15 protein-coding genes and 1 other annotated feature are annotated in these 22,513 nt (G+C 39.3%); of the genes, 8 read left to right on the top strand and 7 right to left on the bottom strand.

Annotated features, from left to right (window positions below):
• Positions 1–65 precede the first annotated feature (65 nt).
• From LZD48_RS06955 to LZD48_RS06980, 6 genes are all read left to right on the top strand, one after another.
• Positions 66–2,561, top strand: coding sequence for a glycoside hydrolase family 3 protein (locus LZD48_RS06955; RefSeq protein ID WP_235762011.1), 2,496 nt, complete (start codon positions 66–68; stop codon positions 2,559–2,561).
• Positions 2,562–2,638: 77 nt separating this feature from the next.
• On the top strand, positions 2,639–4,078 hold the full coding sequence (locus LZD48_RS06960; RefSeq protein WP_235762012.1) for a glycoside hydrolase family 1 protein: 1,440 nt from the start codon (positions 2,639–2,641) through the stop codon (positions 4,076–4,078).
• A gap of 117 nt (positions 4,079–4,195) precedes the next feature.
• Entirely contained in the window at positions 4,196–5,032 is an 837-nt protein-coding gene (locus LZD48_RS06965) for a Cof-type HAD-IIB family hydrolase (RefSeq protein ID WP_235762013.1), read from the top strand.
• A 326-nt stretch (positions 5,033–5,358) separates the two neighbouring features.
• Complete coding sequence (locus LZD48_RS06970) at positions 5,359–6,831, top strand: GGDEF domain-containing protein (RefSeq protein WP_235762014.1); 1,473 nt, start codon at positions 5,359–5,361, stop codon at positions 6,829–6,831.
• A 113-nt stretch (positions 6,832–6,944) separates the two neighbouring features.
• Positions 6,945–7,184: a binding site (T-box leader), on the top strand.
• A 139-nt stretch (positions 7,185–7,323) separates the two neighbouring features.
• Positions 7,324–8,646: a branched-chain amino acid transport system II carrier protein gene (gene brnQ, locus LZD48_RS06975; RefSeq protein WP_235762015.1), complete on the top strand. Its 1,323-nt coding sequence runs from the start codon at positions 7,324–7,326 to the stop codon at positions 8,644–8,646.
• A gap of 133 nt (positions 8,647–8,779) precedes the next feature.
• Positions 8,780–9,817 carry a lactonase family protein gene (locus LZD48_RS06980; RefSeq protein WP_235762016.1) on the top strand — a complete coding sequence of 346 codons (1,038 nt, stop codon included), beginning with the start codon at positions 8,780–8,782 and terminating at the stop codon, positions 9,815–9,817.
• Positions 9,818–10,270: 453 nt separating this feature from the next.
• Here the strand turns inward: LZD48_RS06980 and LZD48_RS06985 are convergent, their stop codons facing one another.
• The 3 genes from LZD48_RS06985 to LZD48_RS06995 all read right to left on the bottom strand — a co-directional run bounded on the left by LZD48_RS06985 (position 10,271) and on the right by LZD48_RS06995 (position 14,764).
• A complete protein-coding gene (locus LZD48_RS06985; protein WP_235762017.1) occupies positions 10,271–11,602 on the bottom strand; it encodes a GntP family permease in 1,332 nt (443 codons plus the stop codon).
• 24 nt (positions 11,603–11,626) lie between these two features.
• Positions 11,627–12,829, bottom strand: coding sequence for an iron-containing alcohol dehydrogenase (locus tag LZD48_RS06990; protein ID WP_235762018.1), 1,203 nt, complete (start codon positions 12,827–12,829; stop codon positions 11,627–11,629).
• 147 nt (positions 12,830–12,976) lie between these two features.
• A complete protein-coding gene (locus LZD48_RS06995; protein WP_235762019.1) occupies positions 12,977–14,764 on the bottom strand; it encodes a sigma 54-interacting transcriptional regulator in 1,788 nt (595 codons plus the stop codon).
• Between the two features lie 436 nt (positions 14,765–15,200).
• On the opposite strand from LZD48_RS06995, the gene LZD48_RS07000 reads away from it, so the two are divergent.
• Positions 15,201–15,938: an SDR family NAD(P)-dependent oxidoreductase gene (locus tag LZD48_RS07000; protein ID WP_235762020.1), complete on the top strand. Its 738-nt coding sequence runs from the start codon at positions 15,201–15,203 to the stop codon at positions 15,936–15,938.
• A 209-nt stretch (positions 15,939–16,147) separates the two neighbouring features.
• On the opposite strand, the gene LZD48_RS07005 is transcribed toward LZD48_RS07000, so the two are convergent.
• A complete protein-coding gene (locus LZD48_RS07005) occupies positions 16,148–17,296 on the bottom strand; it encodes an Rpn family recombination-promoting nuclease/putative transposase (protein ID WP_235762021.1) in 1,149 nt (382 codons plus the stop codon).
• A gap of 210 nt (positions 17,297–17,506) precedes the next feature.
• Here LZD48_RS07005 and LZD48_RS07010 point away from each other — a divergent pair, with 210 nt between their 5' ends.
• Positions 17,507–18,673, top strand: a complete 1,167-nt coding sequence (locus tag LZD48_RS07010) for a YeiH family protein (protein WP_235762022.1) — start codon at positions 17,507–17,509, stop codon at positions 18,671–18,673.
• Positions 18,674–18,701: 28 nt separating this feature from the next.
• Here the strand turns inward: LZD48_RS07010 and LZD48_RS07015 are convergent, their stop codons facing one another.
• The 3 genes from LZD48_RS07015 to LZD48_RS07025 are packed head-to-tail and all read right to left on the bottom strand — an operon-like array spanning position 18,702 to position 22,196.
• On the bottom strand, positions 18,702–20,327 hold the full coding sequence (locus tag LZD48_RS07015) for a M20/M25/M40 family metallo-hydrolase (protein ID WP_235762023.1): 1,626 nt from the start codon (positions 20,325–20,327) through the stop codon (positions 18,702–18,704).
• Between the two features lie 23 nt (positions 20,328–20,350).
• Positions 20,351–21,022 (bottom strand): GntR family transcriptional regulator, encoded by a 672-nt coding sequence (locus LZD48_RS07020; RefSeq protein WP_235762024.1) that lies wholly within the window; start codon positions 21,020–21,022, stop codon positions 20,351–20,353.
• A 22-nt stretch (positions 21,023–21,044) separates the two neighbouring features.
• On the bottom strand, positions 21,045–22,196 hold the full coding sequence (locus LZD48_RS07025) for an aminotransferase class I/II-fold pyridoxal phosphate-dependent enzyme (protein WP_235762025.1): 1,152 nt from the start codon (positions 22,194–22,196) through the stop codon (positions 21,045–21,047).
• Between the last annotated feature and the right edge of the window lie 317 nt (positions 22,197–22,513).

The raw sequence follows: 22,513 nt of genomic DNA on the forward strand, positions 1-22,513 counted from the left end.
TACGTATTATGAAATTCATTAAATAAAAAGAAAAACTTGTTAGGAAGACATAGGAGGAATTAAAAATGATAAAGAAGAGTAAGTTCATATCTATTTCATTGTTGGTATTGTTGTTATTGTTAAGTGCCTGTTCCGGTAATGATTCCACTAAGGAGAAGGAGGAAAGTCAAGACAGCAAGGAAAACAAAGAGAACCATGAAACTGAAATTGCAGGGGATCTTGATTATCAAGAGTTTTCCGATGGTGAAACGACATTTGGTGTAGTGGAAAACTCTGGCGATGGTCCAGCTATTAGTTTTTCATTAAGTAGCGGTATTAATATTTTAACTGAAGAAGTTGATGGGGAGACTTATTACTTTAAAGACTTGAATAATAATGGGGAATTGGATACCTTTGAAGATTGGCGCGAAGATACAGAAACCCGTGCAACTGCTTTGGCAGAGACATTATCTGTAGATCAGATGGCTGGTTTGATGTTGTTTAGTGAACATGAATGGGATCAATCAGCGGGTATAACAGATGACCAAAAAGCATACTTGGAAAATGATAATTTGCGGAATGTATTACATGCAGGACCTAATGATGTAGAAGCAAGTGTGAAATGGGCGAACCAGATGCAAGCATATGCTGAAGGATTGGGAACTGAAGATGAACCAATTATCCCGGTAAATTTCAGTTCTGACCCAAGAAGTACAGCTGAAAGTGGTGGAGTCTATAATTCAGAAGGGAACGATATTTCCCGCTGGCCATCAAATCTAGGTTTAGCTGCAACATTTAATCCTGATATCATGCGTCAGTTCTCTATGATGTCATCGCAAGAATATCGTGGTCTAGGAATTACAATGGCATTGGGACCACAAATTGACTTAGCAACTGAACCTCGCTGGTTAAGGGTAGATGGGACATTTGGTGAAGGAAGTAAATTAGCCACTGAATTTGCTGAAGCATACACAAACCAGTCTCAATCCACATTTGATGAAGATGGGAATGATGTAGGTTGGGGTGATGATTCTATTTCTATTATGTTGAAGCACTTCCCAGGTGATGGTGCTGGAGAAGGTGGTCGTGAATCACACACGTTCGAAGGTAAATATGCTGTATTCCCGGGTGATAATTATGAAGAACATGTACAAGTATTTACAGATGGAGGACTAAGCTTAACGGGTGAAACTGGTGAAGTGGCGTCCATGATGACTTCTTATTCCATTCAAATAGACGCTGAAGGAAATCCTTTGCATGGTGATCAATATCTGGCGTCGGCTTACAATTCCGATGTAGTCAATATTTTACGTGAAGCGAATGATTATGATGGCGTTTTGGTTACGGACTGGGGTGTTACAAGCGACCCTTCTAATGAAAAAGGTTATGACATGAGTTATATGGGATCTGCTTATGGTACGGAAGATAAAACGGTAGAAGAACGTCATTTCCAAGCTATTAAGGCTGGGATTGATATGTTTGGTGGTAATAATGATAAAGCCCCAGTGCTAGCTGCGTATGAAATGTGGGAAGAAGCTTATGAAAATGGAGAATTAGATGAGTCAGCTGACGAAAGATTCCGCACAAGTGCAAAACGAATTGTAAGCACATTTTTCAATGTAGGAATATTTGAAGATCCATACTTGAATCTGGAAGAGTCACAAGAAAAGGTAGCAAGCGAAGATAAAGTTGAAGCTGGTTACCAAGCACAACTTGATTCGGTCGTTATGGTCAAGAATAAAGATAATACGATTCATTCTTCTGATGATTTGAGTAAATATAAAGATAAAGTTGTATATATCCCTTCAACAATGCGGACACCTTTTGATAGTATGTTTGGGCCGGGTGAACCATATAAAGGACCAACAATGAGTGTTGAAGTTGCTGAGGAGTACTTTAAAGAAGTAGTAACGGATGAAGAAGTGCTGGATGAAGACGGAAATGTGATTGGTTTTGAACAGCCGGAAAATCTAGACAACGTTGACTTAGTAATTGTTGGAATGACAAGTCCTGATAATGGTGATAATTTCTCTTTTGCTGGGCTAGAAGAAGATAATGAAACGTTTTACCCGCTATCACTCCAGTATCGTCCTTACACAGCAGACGGAAAAAACGTTCGTCAGGAATCAATAGCTGGCGATGTATCAGAGGATGGTTCTAAAGAGAATAGAAGTTATTACGGAAACACTTCTAAAATCTCTAACGAATATGATTTGGATGCAGTATTAAACGCAACCGAATTAGTAGAGAAGTCAGGTAAAGATATTCCTGTAGTCGTTGCAATGAAAGCTAAGAATCCAGTAATCATGTCTGAGTTTGAAGATAAGGTTGATGCGATTGTTGTAGGATTCCAAGTATCAGATAACGCTTTGTTTGATATCATCTTAGGAAAACAAGAACCAACTGGCTTGCTACCAGTTCAATTCCCTAAAGACATGGACACGGTAGAAGCTCAGTTTGAAGACGTTGCAAGAGATATGGATCCATATGTGGATAGTGAAGGAAACAGTTATGATTACGGATTTGGTTTAAATTATGATGGTGTTATTGACGATGAAAGAACAGAAAGCTTTGTAAAGTAAGTTTACGAAAGATGTTATCCAAGCGTTAATCATAAAAATAATGCTTGAATGGCATTATAAAATCAGGAGGTTATCACATGACAAAAAATACAAGATTTCCAGAAGGATTTTTATGGGGAGGAGCAACGGCTGCAAACCAATTAGAAGGCGGCTTCGGTGAAGGGAATAAAGGATTGAATATTGCCGATGTCTTGCCAGGTGGTAAAGAAAGGCTTAAAGTATTAAGTGAACCAGGGTTTGACTGGGAGATTGACAAAGATAAATATTACTACCCGAACCATTTAGGTATTGATTTTTACCACCGTTATAAAGAAGATATCGCTCTATTCGCTGAAATGGGCTTCAAAACCTATCGCTTGTCGATCGCATGGTCCAGAATTTTCCCTAACGGAGATGAAGTGGAACCGAACGAAGAAGGGCTAGCATTCTATGATCGTGTCTTTGATGAATTGGCAAAGTATGATATTGAACCACTTGTCACGTTATCACACTATGAGATGCCATTAAACTTAGTGAAAAATTATGGCGGTTGGAGAAATCGTGAGGCGATTACATTTTTCGAAAGATATGTTGAAACGGTGCTAGATCGCTATAAAGATAAAGTGAAGTATTGGTTGACATTTAATGAAATAAATAGTGGATTTATGATGCCAATCATGGGTCTTGGGTTTTCGATTCAAAAAGAAGAGGATAGGTATCAACCAACATTCCAAGCCTTACATCATCAATTTGTCGCAAGTGCACTAGCCGTTAAAGCGGCACATCGAATTATCCCTGGTTCTCAAGTAGGCTGTATGATCATTTATGCTCCAGTCTATTCCTATGATTCCAATCCGGAAAATATCATGTATGCACATGAAGAGAGCCGCTTATTTAATAATTTCTGTACCGATGTTCAAGTGCGTGGAAAATATCCTACTTTCATTAATCGCTATTTCAAAGAACATGATATCCATATCGAAATGGAAGATGGCGATGTAGAACTGATTAAAGAAGGAACTGTTGACTTTATTTCGTTAAGTTACTATATGTCCCGTACAGAAAGAAAAGAAAAAACGGCAGAGGAAATCGGTCAAGGTAACATGATTGGTGGCGTTAAAAATCCTTTCCTTGAAGCAAGTGACTGGGGATGGGAAATTGACCCAATAGGTCTCCGTGTTACACTTAATGAACTTTATGACCGTTATGAAGTACCGTTATTTGTAGTGGAAAACGGCTTAGGTGCTTATGACAAAGTGGAAGAGGATGGCAGCATTCAGGATGACTACCGTATCGAATACTTAAGAGAACATATTAATGCGGTAGGAGAGGCGATTGAAGATGGTGTGGAAGTAATGGGCTATACTTCATGGGGATGTATCGACCTTGTCAGTGCGTCAACCGGAGAAATGTCCAAGCGTTATGGCTTTATCTATGTAGACCTCGATGATAAAGGCAATGGTACATTAGAACGTAAAAAGAAAAAATCATTCTATTGGTATAAAGACGTGATTGCAACGAATGGAGAAAAGCTTTAATCTGGAAGTAAATTTTAAGTATATGTAATTGTTACCTCCAATTGTCAGGTACTCTGGATAATTGGAGGTTATTTATTCGTTAAACATTAGATAAATGTAGTACAGGAGTTGAATAGGTTGAAAAAAATTATATTTTTGGATATTGATGGGACACTGGTGAATGACAATGGAGTCGTCCCTGAGTCAGCAAAATTTGCTGTACAAAAAGCGAGGGAGAACGGTCATCTCGTTTTTATTTGCACAGGACGATCGAAGGCTGAACTATATGAAGATATACTGGATATAGGATTCGATGGCATTATAGGTGCAGCAGGAGGATATATCGAAGTCGAGCAAGAAGTCATTCTCCATGAAACAGTGGATCCAGAAGATGTCCGGCACCTTGTTGATTACTTTAGTCAGCATGGCATTGATTTTTATTTGGAGTCCAATGGCGGGTTATTTGCCAGTGAACACTGCAAAAAGCATATCCGTTCCATCATTGATAAAGTAATCGAGGCAAATCCCCAGGCCAAGGCAGAAGTGGAAAAAGGAATTCTTCCTTTTCATGATGCGCTGATTGAAGGAGAAAATTTGCTAAGAGACGATATTAATAAGATTTCCTTTTTAGGATCAGACATACCGATCGAGAAGATAAGTGAAGAATTTGGAGGAAAGTTCAATATTATTCCTAGCACCGTACCAATCTTTGGTGAAAACAGTGGGGAATTGTCTGTCCCAGGAATTCATAAGGCGACAGCTATTGTCAAGCTATTAGAGCATTTGAACATGGATCGAAAGAATACCTTTGCTTATGGTGACGGGATGAATGATTTGGAAATGATTCAATATGTTCAGCATGGAATTGCTATGGGAAATGCGAAAGAAGCATTGAAGCTGGCGGCTGATGATCTTACGGATACACCAGATGAAGGTGGGATATTTAATAGTTTTAGGAAGTATGGGTTGATATAAAAAGAAAATAATGCTAGGTGCTTAATTGAACAGGTTTTGATAATAAAAAGTCCTGCTGGAATGCTACAGGACTTTTTATTGCCAATTCTTTTGCAATATAATAAGTAGTTCTTTAATGGAGTTTTCTGGGTTTACGGTATATACTTTTCGAATCATGAAATCCTTTACCTGCATTGGTTGCACACCTCTTTTCAAAGATAAATGCGTATAAATATATGATATCACATCATTTGCCTTCCCCCCAGTTGAATTATTTAGTGAAAAGTCATATCATACTATTGTACTGATTATTTATTACTGCAAATAGAAAATGTGGAGGAATCCTCATGTGGCGTAGCTTTCGAACTAAATTAGTCATGACGATGGTTATTTTTGCAGTGGCAATTGCTTTTGTCATTGCAACAATCAATCATAAAAGAATATCGGAACAGGCTATTCAAAATAACGCATTTCAATTGGAAAGCATTGAAGCGACAGTGGAGTATTCCCTGAATACAATTGATAAGACCTATTATTATTTTGATGACGATGTAGCAGAAAGAATGAAGGCGAATACAAAAGAATTACTGGAGCTTTATAAAAATAACCCATCCATCCATACATGGGATATGCAGAAATTAAAAAAGAAATACGAGATGGATGTGTATATCATCAATCAAGACAATGTCATTTCTAACAGCTCGAATGAGGTTGATATCGGATTGGATTTTAATGAATGCTGTGGCAAGCTTGCCGAGATACTTGACTCCCGGAGAGAAGCTGGCGCATTCTACCATGATGGAATGGATATCGCTCAAGCAACAGGCGAGGTAACCAAATTCAGTTACATGGCGACTCCAGATAAAAAATATATTATGGAGCTTAGTTACTCTTTAGAGGATGGGGAGATATTCGAGGATTTTAACTTCCTGAGTGTGACAGATGATTTGGAAAGAAGTTATCCATCAATTAATAAGATAAACATACTGAATTTAGGCGGACTTGCCTTAGGAGATCCAGCGGAAGATTCGAAATTATCATCGGAGCACAGAGCTGCATTTGAAGAAACCTTAGCAAAAGGTGAAACTACTGAGGTTCGCACGTTAAACGATAAAGGTGAAGCAACTATTTATCATTACGTACCTTACAATTCAGGCTATGATTTCGGTTCGACACAGAATAAAGTAATTGAAATCTCTTATAACGAACGGGAACTTGAATCTATCCTCCAAAAACATAATGAAGCGTTTATCCTGCAATTAGCATTTATTTTAGTTATTACCGTTATCATCGCCCTTATTATCTCAAAGTGGGTGTCCCGCCCGATGTACATGGCATTCCATGATAGCTTGACAGGTTTAAGAAACCGGGCAGCTTTTGAAGAGGATTTAGATGCAATCTTGCACGTGAGTGAAGGTGAAACAGGTTTATTAATGATTGATCTGGACCATTTCAAGTCAGTTAATGATCTGTTTGGACATGCTGATGGGGATGAATTACTGAAAAACATGGCAACATCTATTCAGTCGACTATTCATTCAGAAGGAAAAGCTTATCGATTAGGCGGGGATGAATTTGCGATTGTACTAAGAAATACGAATCGTGATCATGCAACATTTGTGGCAGAACAGGTTATTGAAGCAGTGAACGAATCGGTAACAGAATATTATAAAACAAAAGGGCTTGAATTATCGGCAAGTATTGGAATAGCGCTAGTTGATGAAGAAATAAGAGATGTGAATGAGATTTATAAACAGGCAGACCGGGCTTTATATGAATCGAAGGAGGGAGGAAAGAATCAGTATCGGGTGTATGGGTAGGAATATTGGGTAAAAGAAAAAACTAACCCATTTTTCCCACAAATCCTAATATACCGCATTTAACGAATCCTATTGACGAAAAATATTTATTTAGCTAAACTATTCTTAACAAAGTAAAATCAGTGATGGGAAAGAGTAAGTTATCATTCTTGTTCTTCAGAGAATCGGTAGATGGTGAGAACCGATGGACAATTTATTTCTGAAAATCATCCCAGAGATGCAACACTGAAGCAAGTAAGTGTTGACGGCATCCACCGTTACCTGGAGCATGTATGATAGTACGTGGCAGAGAGTTGTATGTAGTATAACATACAGAATATGGGTGGTAACGCGAGCATAAACTCGTCCCTGAAGACAGGGGTGAGTTTTTTTGTTGTTGATAATTAGTTTCCAGGCGCTGGTGACTGACTAGTAAACAATCTCGATTTACACTTTACTCTCTGTCCTTAATCATCTTAGAAAATCAAATTCATCAAGTTTAGGAGTGGAAATATGAGTAAAAAAAGAGTGTTTTTTATAGGTCTCATGTTATTCTCATTATTCTTCGGTGCTGGTAATTTAATTTTCCCGCCTTTATTGGGCTTAGAGTCTGGGAGTAACTTTACACCGGCAATGACAGGATTTCTTGTGACGGGGGTGCTGCTGCCGTTTGTGGCGGTATTAGCGGTTGTTACAGTTGACGGAGGGATGATTTCGATCGGCAGTCGTGTACATAAAGTATTCGGAATTGTATTTGCGATTATCATATATCTTTCAATTGGTGCTTTTTACGCGATTCCACGTGCTGCAAACGTTGCTTTCGAGTTAGGATTTCAACCGTACTTTACAAATGAAGCTGGCTGGCCACTCATCTTGTTCACTGTATTGTTTTTCGCTGTTGCTTATTATATTTGTTTAAATCCGAAAAAGCTGGTTGATCGTGTTGGTCAATTGCTTACACCTATTTTACTAGTTGCTCTAACTATATTGTTTGTACGTGCATTTTTCCTTTTAGAGAATGTAGCAAGTCCGGTAACAGAAAAATATACAGCTAGCCCATTTGTCACTGGCTTCATTGAAGGGTATTTTACAATGGATGCAGTTGCGGCGCTTGCTTTCGGAATTGTCGTGATTAACGCTTTTAAAGATTCTGGAGTGAAGACGAAAAGAGAGCAAATAAAAGGAAGTGTCCTTGCTGGTATCATTGCTGTCGTTGGGCTGGCAGCTGTTTATATCTGTTTAGGATGGATCGGTGCAGTTATGCCGCAAGCAGAGCAATTCGCAAATGGCGCGGAAATTTTAACTGCAGCTTCATTTCTATTGTTTGGTAACACTGGTAGCTTATTATTTAGCGTCATCGTAATTCTTGCATGCTTCACTACATGTGTCGGGCTAATTAACGCAAGTGCCAGCTTTTTCCACGGATTATATTCGAAAGTTAGTTATAAAACTTATGTTCGAGTTCTCACGCTTGTTGGATTTGTTATCTCAAGCCTGGGGTTAAGTGCGATTCTTGACATTGCTGTACCAATTCTAGTATTGATTTATCCGATTGCGATTGTCTTGATTATACTATCTCTTTTTACACCACTTATTGGGAAAGGAAAAGCGATGTATCGGATTTCTGTTGTGTTGACATTGTTTTATGCAATTTATGATGTACTGACAAATCTTGGTTTTAAATTAGATGGATTTGCGCAAGTTATTGGCTTTGTTCCATTTTTTGATTTAGGTTTAGGTTGGATTGCTCCTGCGTTTGTAGGTGCGGTTGTTGGGTATGCTATTGACCGGTATACGACAAATCATAAGGAGACACAGGCTTCAGAAAAAAAGTAAGTTAGACTAAATTAGATAGTTTTGAAGAAGCGACAAACTTTATCTGAATGCTAGATAGAGGACAAAGCCGCAATGCTTATGATAGTGTATTAAGTAACTTGATATATAAGCAATATTGAAGGAGGAATCTTAAGTGAGCAAAAAATATACAGGCTATCTCGGAAGTTATACAAAGAAAACGAGTGAAGGAATTTATCGCTTCACCTTGGATACGGAACAGAAAAAGATAACAGATGTTGAAGTTGCTGCTAAACTGAATAATCCGACGTACGTAACGGTAAGTCAAAATAATGATTATCTTTATGCTGTTTCTCAGGAAGGCGAAGAAGGCGGTGTTGCGGCTTTTTCAATTGCAGATGGCAACTTGGAAAAACTGAACAGTGAAGTAACAGCTGGATCCCCGCCTTGCCATGTCAGTGTGGACAGTAAGAACCGTTTAGTAGTCGCGGCAAATTACCATACAAAACAAGTAGAAGCTTTCCAAGCGAATGAAGATGGGTCCCTGCAAGCTCCTACATCTGTAACTCATGAAGGAAGCGGCCCGCATGAGCGTCAGGAAAAACCGCATCTTCACTTTGCAGGGTATACGCCGGATGAGAAATATATTGTCGTTGTGGACCTCGGCAGTGATACGATTACAACATACTCCCCGAATGGAGATGAGCTGGAAGAAGTTAGCGTATTAACTGTAAAAGCTGGAAGTGGCCCGCGTCATATCGCATTCCACCCGTCTGCTCCTTATGCATATGTAATGACAGAGTTAAGTAATGAAGTTATTGTACTTAAATATGATGAGAACACAGGAACATTTGAAGAAGTCCAGTATGTAGCAACGATTCCGGAAGATTTCACAGAAAATAACCAAGGAAGTGCAATTCATCTATCTTCTGACGGGAAATTTGTATACGCAGGTAATAGAGGCCATGATTCCATTGCAGTTTTCCGGATTGCAGCGGATTATACGGTCGAGCTGGTTGAATATACACCTACAGAAGGAAACTGGCCGCGTGATTTTGTGCTGGATCCTAGTGAGCAATTTATTGTAGCTGCAAACCAGGAAAGCAGTACGTTAACATTGTTTGAAAGAGATAGCGAAAGCGGTACGTTAACTTTATTGCAGAAGGATGTAGAAGCACCGGAAGCAGTCTGTGTTAAATTCTTGCATGCTTAACTGACAAGAGTAACTAGAAAAAGTTTCGCACGGTTCCGGAATATTTTAAAGAACGGTGAATGTATTACAATCGATAATAATCTAAGGTATAAAAACAAGTATCATACTTTATTTTATACCTTTTTTCACTCTATTGTTCATCATTTCGCTATATGTTCACATCCTATCTATGTGAGAAGGTGAAATAATTATTGATTTAGTAATGAGAAAAAAGTTGCTCCATATTCATCGGATGTCAGATCAAGAGTGGATATTAGACATTGACCTTTTTCACCGGTTAAGAGGGATTGAACAGGATTTCTTTCATGAATTTTTGATCCAAGAAAGGAATTATGAATTGGGCAATATAACCGAGTTAGCATCGGTTGTACGGGAATAATAAAAAGGGGTGGAATATATACGAGGGTATATTTCCATCCCATTTTTGAGTGATTAGCAATTCTGATTCTAATTCTAGAATATAGAGTAAAGTAATACAGCTAGTAATGTAACAGCTGTTGGAACGATGATGCTTACGAACAAGATTGGTTTGTATGCCCGACGATGTGTTTCTCCACAAATCGCCCGAACAGTTGTGACGACATACCCGTTATGCGGCAATGAGTCTAAACCGCCGGAAGCTAGGGCTGATACCCGGTGAGCTGCGCCTGGATCTACGCCTTGCGCTAAATAAATTGGTGCGAGAATCGGGAGTGCGATTCCTAGCCCGCCAGATGCGGATCCCGTTATTCCACAAATGATGGTTACCCCTATAGCGAGTCCAAGTAATGGAGGACCAGGCATATTTACAAGCCCTTCGATTAAGGTATTAAAAGCAGATACTTCTGCGGCAACACTACCAAAGCCCACAACTGCACATGTGTTGGCAATAGCGACCAATGAATTTTGCGTACCAGCTGCAAGGGTTTCCCAAAATTCCTTTAAAAATCGTTTCATGGTGATGCAGGCTACTGCGATACCAATAACTAGAGCAATCAGCAATGCCGTTGTAGGATTGATAAATTGACCAAGTATATTTAGGATGATAATGACTAATGCAAGGGGAATGATAGAAACCATAATATTCGGTAAATCTTGTTTCTTTAGACCCTCTAGTTCTTCCTCCTCCACTGCTGCTGCGATTTCATTTTTTACTTTAGGAGGGGAGAATGTTTCACCATTCTTAGAAGCTTTTCTAACTAACGACCCTAACCATAATCCACCAACAATCATAATTGCTAGACCCATTAAGACACCAATGAATCCTCCTGCAGTCGGAGAGGTCCCGAAGAATTCAGTCGGAATGATATTTTGAATTTCCGGTGAGCCAGGCGAAGTCATTGTAAATGAGATGGAACCAAATACAAGCGCTGCCGGGATAAAACGATGGGGCAGATTTGCTGAGCGAAATAAGGATACGGCGATTGGATAGACTGCGAATCCGACAACGAACAAGCTCACCCCGCCGTATGTCATAATTGCTGCGGCAGCAACGACTGCAAAAACAGCGCGTTTTGTCCCAAATGTATTTTTAATCCAATTGGCAATACTCTCAGCAGATTTTGTTTCCTGCATGACCTTTCCAAAGATTGCTCCTAATAGGAAAACAAGGAACCAGGAAGCGAAATATCCGGTAAAACCGGTCATATAACTATCTAGCATTGCAGTTTCAAGATTTATTCCACCTGTTATAGCAACCGTGAAAGAGGCGATGATTGCTGCTATTATAATATTGATACCTTTCATTGTTAAATAGATAAGTAAGACTAATGAGAGCATCAACCCTAACATTCCTACTACTGCCATCCCATTCCCTCCATATTTTAAAAGTTAATTGAACATATCCTCTGTCTCCAATTGGTAGTCAAAGCATTTTAAATAAAGCTTTTCTATTTCTTCTTTTGCAGGAACTATTGGAGTGTTTTGCGGACTTCCACTAGCGAGTGCATCATCAGCCATTTTACTTAGCACCTTATCGAATTCGGTCTTGTCTATTCCCCAACCTTTCAAGTTCGGTATATTTAACTCTGAACAAAGCTGTTTCACGGAAGTAACTGCAATCTCACTCGCCTCCTGATCAGAAAGATCTTTCGCCGACTTGTCAAAAATTCTACCAAGGTCTGCTAATCTGCTGATAGCTGCATCTTTTGTGAACTCGAGTACTGTCGGTAACAGCATGGCATTGGAAACTCCGTGAGGTACATTGAACAACGCACCAATTGGTCGCGACATCCCGTGTACGAGACAGACGGAGGCATTAGAAAAAGCTAATCCCGCTTGTAGAGCACCTAAAGACATTGCTTCTCTCGCATCAAGATCATCCCCGTTCTCATAACATTTCTTCAAGTTTTCAACGATCAATTTCATTGCAGAAATGGCCAATGTATCAGTCATGGGATGGGAGCGTTTGGAAATATAGGCTTCAATTGCATGGCTTAAAGCGTCGACTCCTGTAGCTGCAGTAACTGATTTTGGTGAAGAGATGGTGAGCAATGGATCAACAATTGCTACCTCTGGCAAAAATGCAGGCTGCTTAATCATCATTTTCACTTGATTGGTGGTATTTGTAATGACCGTCACGTCCGTTGCTTCCGAACCAGTTCCGGCGGTCGTCGGTATAGCAATATGCGGGATAGGATCTCGGCCGGCGATTTTCCCGCCTCCCTTATAATCCCCAATATAGCCACCGTTCGTTGCAACTACTGCGACTGCTTTTGCCGTGTCAATACAACTTCCACCACCAAGAGAAATAATGACATTACAGTTCTCGGCAATGAAAATATCTAAGGACTCAGTAACATAACGATCAACAGGTTCAGAGGCGACGTCTAGGTATAAAGCGCTTTCAATGTTTTCTTTCTGAAGAATAGTTCGTAATTCGCTAACATATCCCAAATCATCCATTATTTTATCACTTACGATAAGCGCTTTTTTCCCTTTCTGTTTTGTAATTTCTCCTGCTGCTTGAAACGCACCTCTTCCATATTGAATTGTAGTTGGTGTTAAAAACGTATGATAAGTTTTACTTTGCATGATTAAAAAATCCCCCTTTATATATTCAATAATATATATGCAAAATTCATGCCAAGTTAGAAGGTTTAGGGTACTCGTCTATAAAAGAAAAAAGTGTAGGATGGAGACTACACTTTGCTGAAAGGATTGTAGGAATCTATCTACACTTCATAAACCATATTTATTGATTTTTTGATATAAGGTCGTTCGGTGGATTCCAATCATTTTTGCAGCTTCTGTTTTATTGCCATTTGCTTGTTCCAAAGCCACTTTGATCAATTGCTTTTCTGCAGTTTCTTCATTCATTTTCAATTGCACTGCAGGGCTTTTATTATTATTTTGCACTGCATGATAATCAATCATATAGCTTGGTAGATGTTCGCTTCCGATTTTATCTCCTTCGGTCAGAATGACGAGTCTTTCCATCATATTCATTAGCTCTCGAACATTCCCAGGCCAATTATAATGAATAAATGCTTTCATCGCGTCAGAGGTCAGCTGCTTAACAGCCATAGAATAGTTTTCGGAGAACTTATTTAAATAGTGCGAAATTAAAGGCGGAATGTCGTCTGTTCGTTCCCGCAATGGCGGTATGGTTAGTTCAATAATATTTAATCGGTAGTAAAGGTCTTTCCGAAATTTACCTTGTCCCACCATTTTTTTAATATCTTGGTTTGTAGCTGCTATGACTCTAGCTTGTAACCGTTGCTTATTTGTAGCCCCTATGCGTTCGAACTCTCTTTCCTGTAAAACCCTTAATAGTTTAATTTGTAGGGTTAAAGGCATTTCCGCTATTTCATCTAAAAAAATCGTGCCATGTTTTGCTAATTCAAACTTACCTGGTTTCCCGCCTTTTTTAGCCCCTGTAAATGCTCCGTCATCATAACCAAATAACTCCGATTCAAAAAGTTGTTCGGGAATCGCTGCACAATTTACGCTAATAAATGGACCATGAACTTGCTTGCTTAAGTGATGGATACCCTGGGCGATAACTTCTTTTCCAGTTCCGCTTTCACCGGTAATTAGGACCGTAACATTTGTGTTTGCAACTTTTCTCACGGAACGCTTTAAATGATGGATTTCTTCACTTTTTCCAATCAATTGATCTAGTGTCTTATTACTTCCCAGCGATATATCTGATAATTCAGGATTCTGTATGAATTCTTGATCAAATTTTACCGTTTTGTGGAATTTATTGTAGATTTGATAAAGTTCTGAAACGCCTTCAAAAATCACCATTCCGATGGCACCAACGACTTTGCGGTCTTTCCAGATTGGAATCCGGTGAACAATCATTGGTTGTCCTTGAATGTACTGAATTTGTCCCCGCTCGGGCATCCCGTTTTTAACTGTGTTATGCAGATTAGTATTATCAATGACTTCCTGCACATGTTTTCCAATCGCATCTTTTTTATCAATTCCAATGAATCTGCTGTATGCTAAGTTGAATTCTGTGATAATAGCATTTTCATCAATGACAGTGACACCTTCGTAGGCACTATCAAGCACGATGTTCAACACGTCTGCACTATGTTTGATTTGCTTCAGTTCTGTAACGTAATTTGAGAAAAATTTTTGTAAATCGCACTGGGTTAACGTTCCGGTCAATCTCCCAACTTCATCAACCACAAAGAAGTAGGAATGTGGAAGGCTGCTGGTGTGAAGGATGGGATCATTTTGTGAAACGATATGTGCATTGTCCGTTATCATATAATGCTGTATGTTCTGCTCCGGATTATTCAACATTCCAGAAAGAATAGATTTTCCAGTAATAATACCAAGTGGACTATTATCTTGATTTATGACGGCTAGGTAATCACTGTTACTGTTCAACAACATTTTCGTGGCATTATGAACTGATTCATCATATCTGATAAATGGCAGAGTTGAATTAACTACATCGCTTATAAGTGGTAATCTCCAATCCGCAGAAGATCCAATGAAATTAGAATACACAAGGTCTCCCCCTTTGAACGACAAGTTAACTCTAATTATAAGCATTCATCTATGTATTTGTCACTTCTCCGAGGGATGATGTTTAGTTTCTAATTGTAATTTTCACGCAGATAATTCGCTTACGTTGTGCGATCTTTACTAGCGGTGGCGCCCAAGATTGTGGGAAGTATGTAAATTTGACTTGAAGTGGTGTGTAAAATCCCGAACCGTGTGTGCAATTCGGCTTGTGTGGTGCGACGATTTTTTATTTGTCGTATGATTTTGTTGAGGAGTCGTGCGTGATCTTGAAAAGTTGATGGAAACTCCTGCACCTAACCGGTATGAAGTAATGTCATAACTTGGATTTGCGCACTATTTTAATCAGTGATATAATAAAAATTAAATGTTCAATACTTCACAATTCATTAACTTTAACGAGACTAACGGAGGTTTTCCTATGATAAAAACAGCAATCATTACAGGTGGCGGTAGTGGTTTTGGCAGGGAAGCAGCTTTAAAGCTTGCGGAGAAGAGGACAAAACTTTCTATTGTTGATCTGTCAAAGGAAAATGGAGAAGAAACGGTAAGGCTATGCAAGGAGCACGGAGTGGAAGCTATTTTTGTTCAAGCAGACGTGAGCAAGGTGGAAGATGTTCAGCGCTATGTGGCCGAGACCATAGCCGAGTTTGGAAGAGTTGATTTGTTCTTTAACAATGCAGGTATTTCAGGTTCAGGAGTTCGCACACTGGACTGCTCGATTGAAGAATTCCATTCCATCGTGGATGTGAACTTAAATGGTGCTTTCTATGGATTGAAATTTGTTGTCAATGAAATGCTGAAAACGGGTGGCGGTGTGATCGTGAATACGGCTTCCTTAGGTGGTGTGGTTGGTATGCCAACGCTTGGTGCTTATTCTGCAACGAAACATGCGATTATTGGTTTAACGAAAACAATTGCTGGTGAATACGGCCGAGATAATATTCGTATTAACGCGATTGCACCAGGAACGAACGAAACACCCATGGTAAAAGCATTCCCGCAAGAAGCGATTGGTGCAATGGCTGAAGAGGTACCGATGGGCAGATTAGGCCAGCCTCATGAAGTAGGAGATGTTGTAGCATTTTTATTAGGTGAAGAATCATCCTATATTCATGGAGCGGTCATCTCGATTGATGGTGGAGCAGCTGCATTATAAATGGAATCAAAATACGTCTTGATAGAAGCTAGTGAAGAGTATCTGAAGAACTTTATTTCGTCTGATACTTTTTACTAGTATTTCCTAAAAGATGCCGAAATATTTAATCTGAAAGGCCACCTCTCCTTTATTTTGGGCTGAGGTGGACTTTTGCATTATCACCCATTGAGAGGGGTCATGACGATGAGTGGAAGGTAGCTAAAGATAACTTATCCCATGATATCTTTTTGAATTTCAAGTACTTCTTCTTTTGATAACTCTGTTATACCCATTACGTATTGGATTTCGGCACCATCTGAAAGAAGGCGCTGAGCTATTAACTTTTTAGCTTTTTTCTCACCTTGCTCGATTCCACGCTTCATTCCACTTTTTATTCCACGCTCGATTCCGCGTTCCATACCACGTTCCATACCACGCTCCATACCACGTTTCATACCATCTTTTTCCGCCTTTTGCGCCCGAAGTTCTGCTTCTCGCTTTGCCGCTTCTTCATCCAAGATATGCTTTAGGCGGGATTCATAAGCTAAAAATTGTTCTGGTGTCATGCTGAGCTCTTCCCAGTTATGAAATGCTTTTCGAAGTGTCTCATCTTCCATTGCAATCTCCTCCAATTCACGGTAAATATCTTCATAGAATTTTTTATTTCGATGATCGATCATACCGAGCAATAATAACCATCTGGCTAAAACGTCATTCCAAGGGTCCAGTTGATCTTCTTTCCAAGCTTTCAACAGTTTCGGCATTTCAATATAGTGAAACTCCATGACACCTGTTAGTTTGAATTGTTCTTCATCTTCAAATAGATGATGCATCGTATGGAACCGTTCCGTTTGGTCAAAAATATTAAAATTCAACAGGTTGATGGAAATAACATCGCTTAGCTCGTCGTATCCCATTCCTGAACGCAACTGACTGCGGTAGACTCCTGACCAATAATAAATAGACCGTTTAATCATATTATATTGGTCGGTAAACTGAATTTCAACGTTGATTTTTTCACCAGCAGTGGTGAGGACTAACACGTCAAGTCTTGATTGCTTATCGTCGATATATTCTCCGCCTGCTTCGATATTGATGAAAGTAATGTCTTTAATTGGATCTCGTCCTGTTTTCTGTAAAAATTCATTTAAAAATACAATAGTTATTTGTTTATTTTTTTCGATACCAAAAAGTTGTTTAAAAGCATAATCAATCTTTAAATCCATCAAGCCTGACAGCGGTATCCGTTTTAGTGCTTTAAACTTTTTGGTGCTTGAAAAATCTGATTTGTTCTTGCCGTAGTCTGCTGTTTCGTCTCTTACAGTATCGTGTATGATGTTTTCTAGGGGGTACTGGCGAAGTGATTTTGTTAATTCCATTCTAACACATCCCTTGTGAAGTTTTTTAAATTAAACGAGGACTTACTGAGATGCGAATCTAGCTATAGTATAACAAAATTAAACAGATAGAACAAGTGTTCTTTTTGAGGGATTAGCAAATCTCTCCCCTTCAAATTTTGTCGAAACCACCTTGATTGTGTGATAATGAGTAATAAGAGAGAGTGCTAATGAAAGGGGAAGTATGTTATTTTGCAAAAATCAATAGAACAAAAAGAACCACATTTTTTATTAAATATTCTCCCTGGGCTTTTGCTATGTGTTGTACTTATGCTTGGTGGAATGTACGGCGCAGAGCTCATCGGAGTAGGCTTAAAAATGGCAGGGCTCTTATCAGAAGGCAGTGAAACACCAATATCAGGAATTTTCGTCGCCATTATACTCGGTATTATTATTCGAAATTCAATCGATCTCTCGGAGATTTTTACAAAAGGGATTTCCTTTTCGATGAAATATATCCTGCGAGCAGGGATTATTTTACTCGGGCTCCGTTTAAGTTTGATGGAAGCTTTAAAACTCGGGGCATTCGGAATCCCGCTCATTGTTGCATGTATATCTGTCGGGTTATTTGTCACTCTATTTCTAGCAAATAAAATGAATCAATCGATGCGACTTGCGACATTGATTGCCAGCGGAACGAGCATTTGCGGGGTCACTGCAATTATGGCGACATCTCCTGTAATCAAGGCGAAGGAAAACGAAATTTCTTATGCAGTAGCCAATATTACAATTTTTGGTTTAACGGGGATGCTGCTGTACCCATTTCTCGCTAATTTCTTATTTGCAGATGATGCGATTAGGGCTGGGTTATTCTTAGGTACCGCAATCCATGATACGGCACAGGTAACAGGAGCTGCATTGATTTATGATCAGCTTTATCAGATGCCGCAAGCGGTGGATGCAGCAACCGTTACGAAGCTGACGAGAAATCTATTTATCATTGCAATCATTCCTTTTGTGTCTTATTTATTTTTTAGTAAATCGAAGGAGCGGACTCATCAAACAGAAAATAAAGAGGAGCGTTTACCAAAATGGTATACATTCATTCCGTTATTTGTGATTGGGTTTCTGATTCTTTCCGTTCTGCGGACGATAGGGGATGCAACGTTGGAAAGTACGGGAAGCGCATTTGGTATTTTTGCGTCTGATAGCTGGAGCAGTCTATATACGAATCTTAGTTCTTTTGGAACGACTTATCTTCTTGGAATGGCAATGGCGGGGGTTGGATTATCAACGAATTTCAAGATGTTTAAAGGGTTGGGGCTAAAGCCGTTTTATATTGGTTTTGTCGCAGCTGTTTCTGTAGGACTGGTAAGTGCTACGCTTATTTGGTTATTTGGTGGGTTTGTTCAGCTATAGAGCAAAAAAGAGAAGTGAAATTTAATTTTCACTTCTCACATTCACTGACAGTTGTCACCTCAAACATACTCTCCACAATCTTCCGCAAAACAAAAGGCATGTGCACAAAAGCACTTTGCTTATGAAGCCGCTCCGTCAACTTATGGGCATCTTTCCCGAACGGTCCAATATTTAGGACCGGGGCTTGGAGTTTCTGCATTTCATCAAATGGGATTGTATATAAGTGGTTCCAAACCGGTGTATTATTTTTATAAGCTTGCCAGCCATGATCCTGCTTATCGTAATTCACATAACTCAAATCACAGATTCCATTAAAATAATGTACTTGCTTTGCCGAAACATCAAAATGATCCTGAAGCAGTTGCTTCGCTAATGCAATTTTATGCTGAACGATTGGGTCACGTGATGAATTAATTGCCGGATAATACGGCGGGGCAAAGAATAAAATGCATGCAGGTGCAATTTCTTGGCAATGTGTCATCATTTGATCGCATATTTTCATGGAAATTTCCCGCTGATCCAAACCGCGAAGTGCAACTGTTTCTTTAATTATTGCCTCTGTCTTTTCTTTGCCGAGCTTATCCCTAGCATAATTCAATAATTCTTCGTATTCCCATACCCCAATGTTGAAGTGCTCTTCACTATTTTCTTCTCTTGCTAAAATAAGCTTGTATTCTTCTGCGCATTCCTCCATGGCCTCTGTTGCGACTTCGCGGAAAGAGGCAAGTGTCTCTTTCGCATTACGTTTCATTAAAAAAACGTTATATAGTGCTGCAACGTGGTTGGATGTCTGTGTTGAATAATCGGCTTTCAAATCATAGGTTTTTAAACAAACTGGGAGCGGTGTGCGCTCGCCGTATACTTCTTCGCTAAACGCTTGATTATATTCCATCTTCTTCGTTAAAAAACTAGCCATATAATGTGCATTGATGCCTTGCAGTGGTTCACCGGCATGGGTTTCACGTCCGTAGAAAAGAGCGGAGGGCATGATTTTCCCAATCGTTCCAGAATAAATATAATACTGCTCATCTTGTGAATGCATGGAAAAACTCGGTTCACTGTTCAAAAATAAGGTATACTCTAAATCATAGCGCTCTTGTATATTTACAAGTCCTTTAACCGCGGCAAGCATACCGCTTGAATTCACTTCTTCATCGGGAACCGTGACGAGCAGAAGGTTAATCGGCCAATTTTCATGAATAGCTTGCTCTAGCAGATGAAGGTGCAGAACAATACCCATCTTCATATCCATCGTGCCGCGCCCGAATAAATAATCACCGGATGTAACGTCACTTCGCACACCTTCTGGTAACGAATCAAGCATTTCCCTGAATTTCTTCGTTAGTTCTCGTGGTTGAAAGGCGAGATTCCCAAGCACACCGAATTCTGTTATATGTACCGTGTCGAAGTGGCTGATGAGTACAATTGTTTTTTTGACGTTTTCCTGTTTGTATAAAGCTGTGACGGCATTTCGTTTATTTCCCGCATCATGAAATTGAATTAAATCTGGATTCTCTCTAAAGTATTCTAGCTCAAGCAGCTTCCCCTTTATCTTTTCAGCAAATTGGATTTCCCCTTCTGTTCTTGTCCGACTATCCCAGCTGACAACCTCACAAAGTAAATCTTCCAATTGTTGTTCCGTCTGCCAAAGCATGATGGATCCCTCCTGTATAGGCTCTAATTCTTATTTTCGGCGTGGTCGTAGTAACTTAAAAAACGTTTTTTAACATTGTTCATATGCACGAGCATATTGTTTTTCGCTGTGATGACATCCTTTTGTTCCAATGCTTTTATAATTTCATGATGTTCCTCGTAAGCATCTTCCGCACTTTTCGGAACAGTGCTGGATAGTATAAGAAATGCGCGATTGACGCCTGTATTCATGCGATGAATGACTTTTTTAATTTCTTCATTATCATTGCAAGCTGCTAATAGGAGATGAAAATCACGATCAAGCTCAATAAACTCGTTATACTTGTTTTCATTAATTGCTGTACGCTGGCTAACAAGGTTCTCCTGCAGTTTTTCAATCGTTTCGTCACGCATTATTGCAGTTATCTTCTCCATATTATATACTTCGAGCAAACTGCGAAGTTCCATATATTCAAGGGAATCTTTTTTTGTAAAACTAGCGACGAGCGCCGGTGCGCCTTTTTGCTGAATAATGAGCCCTTCAGCTGCAAGGCGTGCAAAGGCATCACGAAGCGGGGTACGGCTGATTCCTAAATCTTTTGCGAGCTTTTCTTCGGGCAGTGATTCTTTATCTTTGAGTTTACCATCTGTAATCGCTTGTTTAATAATCCGGTACGCTTGATCAGAAAGGGTTTCACGTTGAACTACTTTTTTCATGATCTTCTCCTTTTTCCTTTGATTATTTTCCAAGGAAACGCTCCATCCTTGCGAGCCCTTCTTGTAAATTTTCCATTGAATTAGCGTAAGAAATCCGGATAAATCCTTCACCGTTTCCTGTAAATGAACTTCCTGGGACGACAGCAACGTGTTCTTTTTCCAGCAGGTTAGTCGCGAATTCCATTGAAGTAAGGCCAGTTGATTGAATGGATGGGAAAAAATAAAAGGCACCAGTAGGTAGTGTTGTCTCAAGTCCCATTTCCGTCAAGCGCTTGTATACAAAATCTCTTCGTTCAATATAGGCCTTGTTCATTTCAGCAGGTGCTTCTCTTGCAGCTGTCAGTGCTTCGATTGCTGCGTATTGGCTCGGTAGAGAAGCACAAATCGAATTGTTTAAATGTACTTTCAATACATGCTCCATCAAATCTTTACTTCCAAGCACATAACCAATGCGCCAGCCGGTCATGGCATGAGATTTCGAGAGTCCATGGATAAGAAATAATTGCTCGCGGATCTCCGGGAAAGAAGCGAATGAACAATGTTTGCCATGGAATGTGTTTTCACTATATATCTCATCGGAAATGATAAAAATATTATGCTTCTTTACAACAGCTACAATCTTTTCCATTTGTGTATGGCTGAGCGTTGCCCCGGTCGGATTTGATGGATAATTGAGGATAATAGCCTTTGTTTTATCTGTTATTGCTTGACCCAAACGCTCCGGATCCAGAACGAATCCGGTGTCTGTTGTATCGATTGTGACCGCTTTTGCGCCATTTAAATGGATAATCGATTCGTATCCAGAGTAGATCGGGGAGGTCAAGATGACTTCATCTCCACCTACTAAAATAGTACGCAACACCGAATCAATTGCTTCACTGGCACCGTTCGTTACGACAATTTCATCTGCTGCATCGTAATGAAAATGATACGTTTCCTCAAAAAAGCGTGAGATCGCTTGGCGAACATCCAATAATCCGGCATTATGGGAATAGCCGGTCAAGTTGTTTTCTATCGCTCGTATTCCAGCTAGTTTTACATTTTCTGGTGTTGGAAAGTCAGACTCACCAATCGTGAAATTAATGCCGTTTTCATATTTATTTACTTTATTTGCAAAGACGCGAATGCCGGGTACGGAAATATCTTTTACGCGAGAATTTATTTTGCTTAGCATGTGTTATGATCTCCTTTATCACTATTGCATATTAGAATAATGTTGTATACTGTATACAGATTTTCTTATTATCATACATTAAGATGAATATTTTGTAAACTTGTATAAAAGGGATTTATACCAATAAACACAGGGTATACAATGGTATTTGGTCGTTTGAACGTTATTTTTCTGTGTATTCAATTTGTATTGACTTTTATATTTATGTATTGTAGTATACAGTATACGAATATTTCAGTAGACTCGTCGAAATAGAAAGAAAGGCGTTAAATTACATAAGAGGAAACATGGATTAGTAGCGCTTTCTTGGAATCACT

The organism is Oceanobacillus alkalisoli (assembly GCF_021556485.1).
Classification (GTDB): Bacteria; Bacillota; Bacilli; order Bacillales; family Amphibacillaceae; genus Oceanobacillus; species Oceanobacillus alkalisoli.

Excerpts from the sequence above, each read along its gene's own strand:
- LZD48_RS06955 (WP_235762011.1), top strand. The coding sequence starts at position 66 with ATGATAAAGAAGAGTAAGTTCATATCTATTTCATTGTTGGTATTGTTG.
- LZD48_RS06960 (WP_235762012.1), top strand. The coding sequence starts at position 2,639 with ATGACAAAAAATACAAGATTTCCAGAAGGATTTTTATGGGGAGGAGCA.
- LZD48_RS06970 (WP_235762014.1), top strand. The coding sequence starts at position 5,359 with ATGTGGCGTAGCTTTCGAACTAAATTAGTCATGACGATGGTTATTTTT.
- brnQ (WP_235762015.1), top strand. The coding sequence starts at position 7,324 with ATGAGTAAAAAAAGAGTGTTTTTTATAGGTCTCATGTTATTCTCATTA.
- LZD48_RS06985 (WP_235762017.1), bottom strand. The coding sequence starts at position 11,602 with ATGGCAGTAGTAGGAATGTTAGGGTTGATGCTCTCATTAGTCTTACTT.
- LZD48_RS06990 (WP_235762018.1), bottom strand. The coding sequence starts at position 12,829 with ATGCAAAGTAAAACTTATCATACGTTTTTAACACCAACTACAATTCAA.
- LZD48_RS07000 (WP_235762020.1), top strand. The coding sequence starts at position 15,201 with ATGATAAAAACAGCAATCATTACAGGTGGCGGTAGTGGTTTTGGCAGG.
- LZD48_RS07005 (WP_235762021.1), bottom strand. The coding sequence starts at position 17,296 with ATGGAATTAACAAAATCACTTCGCCAGTACCCCCTAGAAAACATCATA.
- LZD48_RS07015 (WP_235762023.1), bottom strand. The coding sequence starts at position 20,327 with ATGCTTTGGCAGACGGAACAACAATTGGAAGATTTACTTTGTGAGGTT.
- LZD48_RS07020 (WP_235762024.1), bottom strand. The coding sequence starts at position 21,022 with ATGAAAAAAGTAGTTCAACGTGAAACCCTTTCTGATCAAGCGTACCGG.
- LZD48_RS07025 (WP_235762025.1), bottom strand. The coding sequence starts at position 22,196 with ATGCTAAGCAAAATAAATTCTCGCGTAAAAGATATTTCCGTACCCGGC.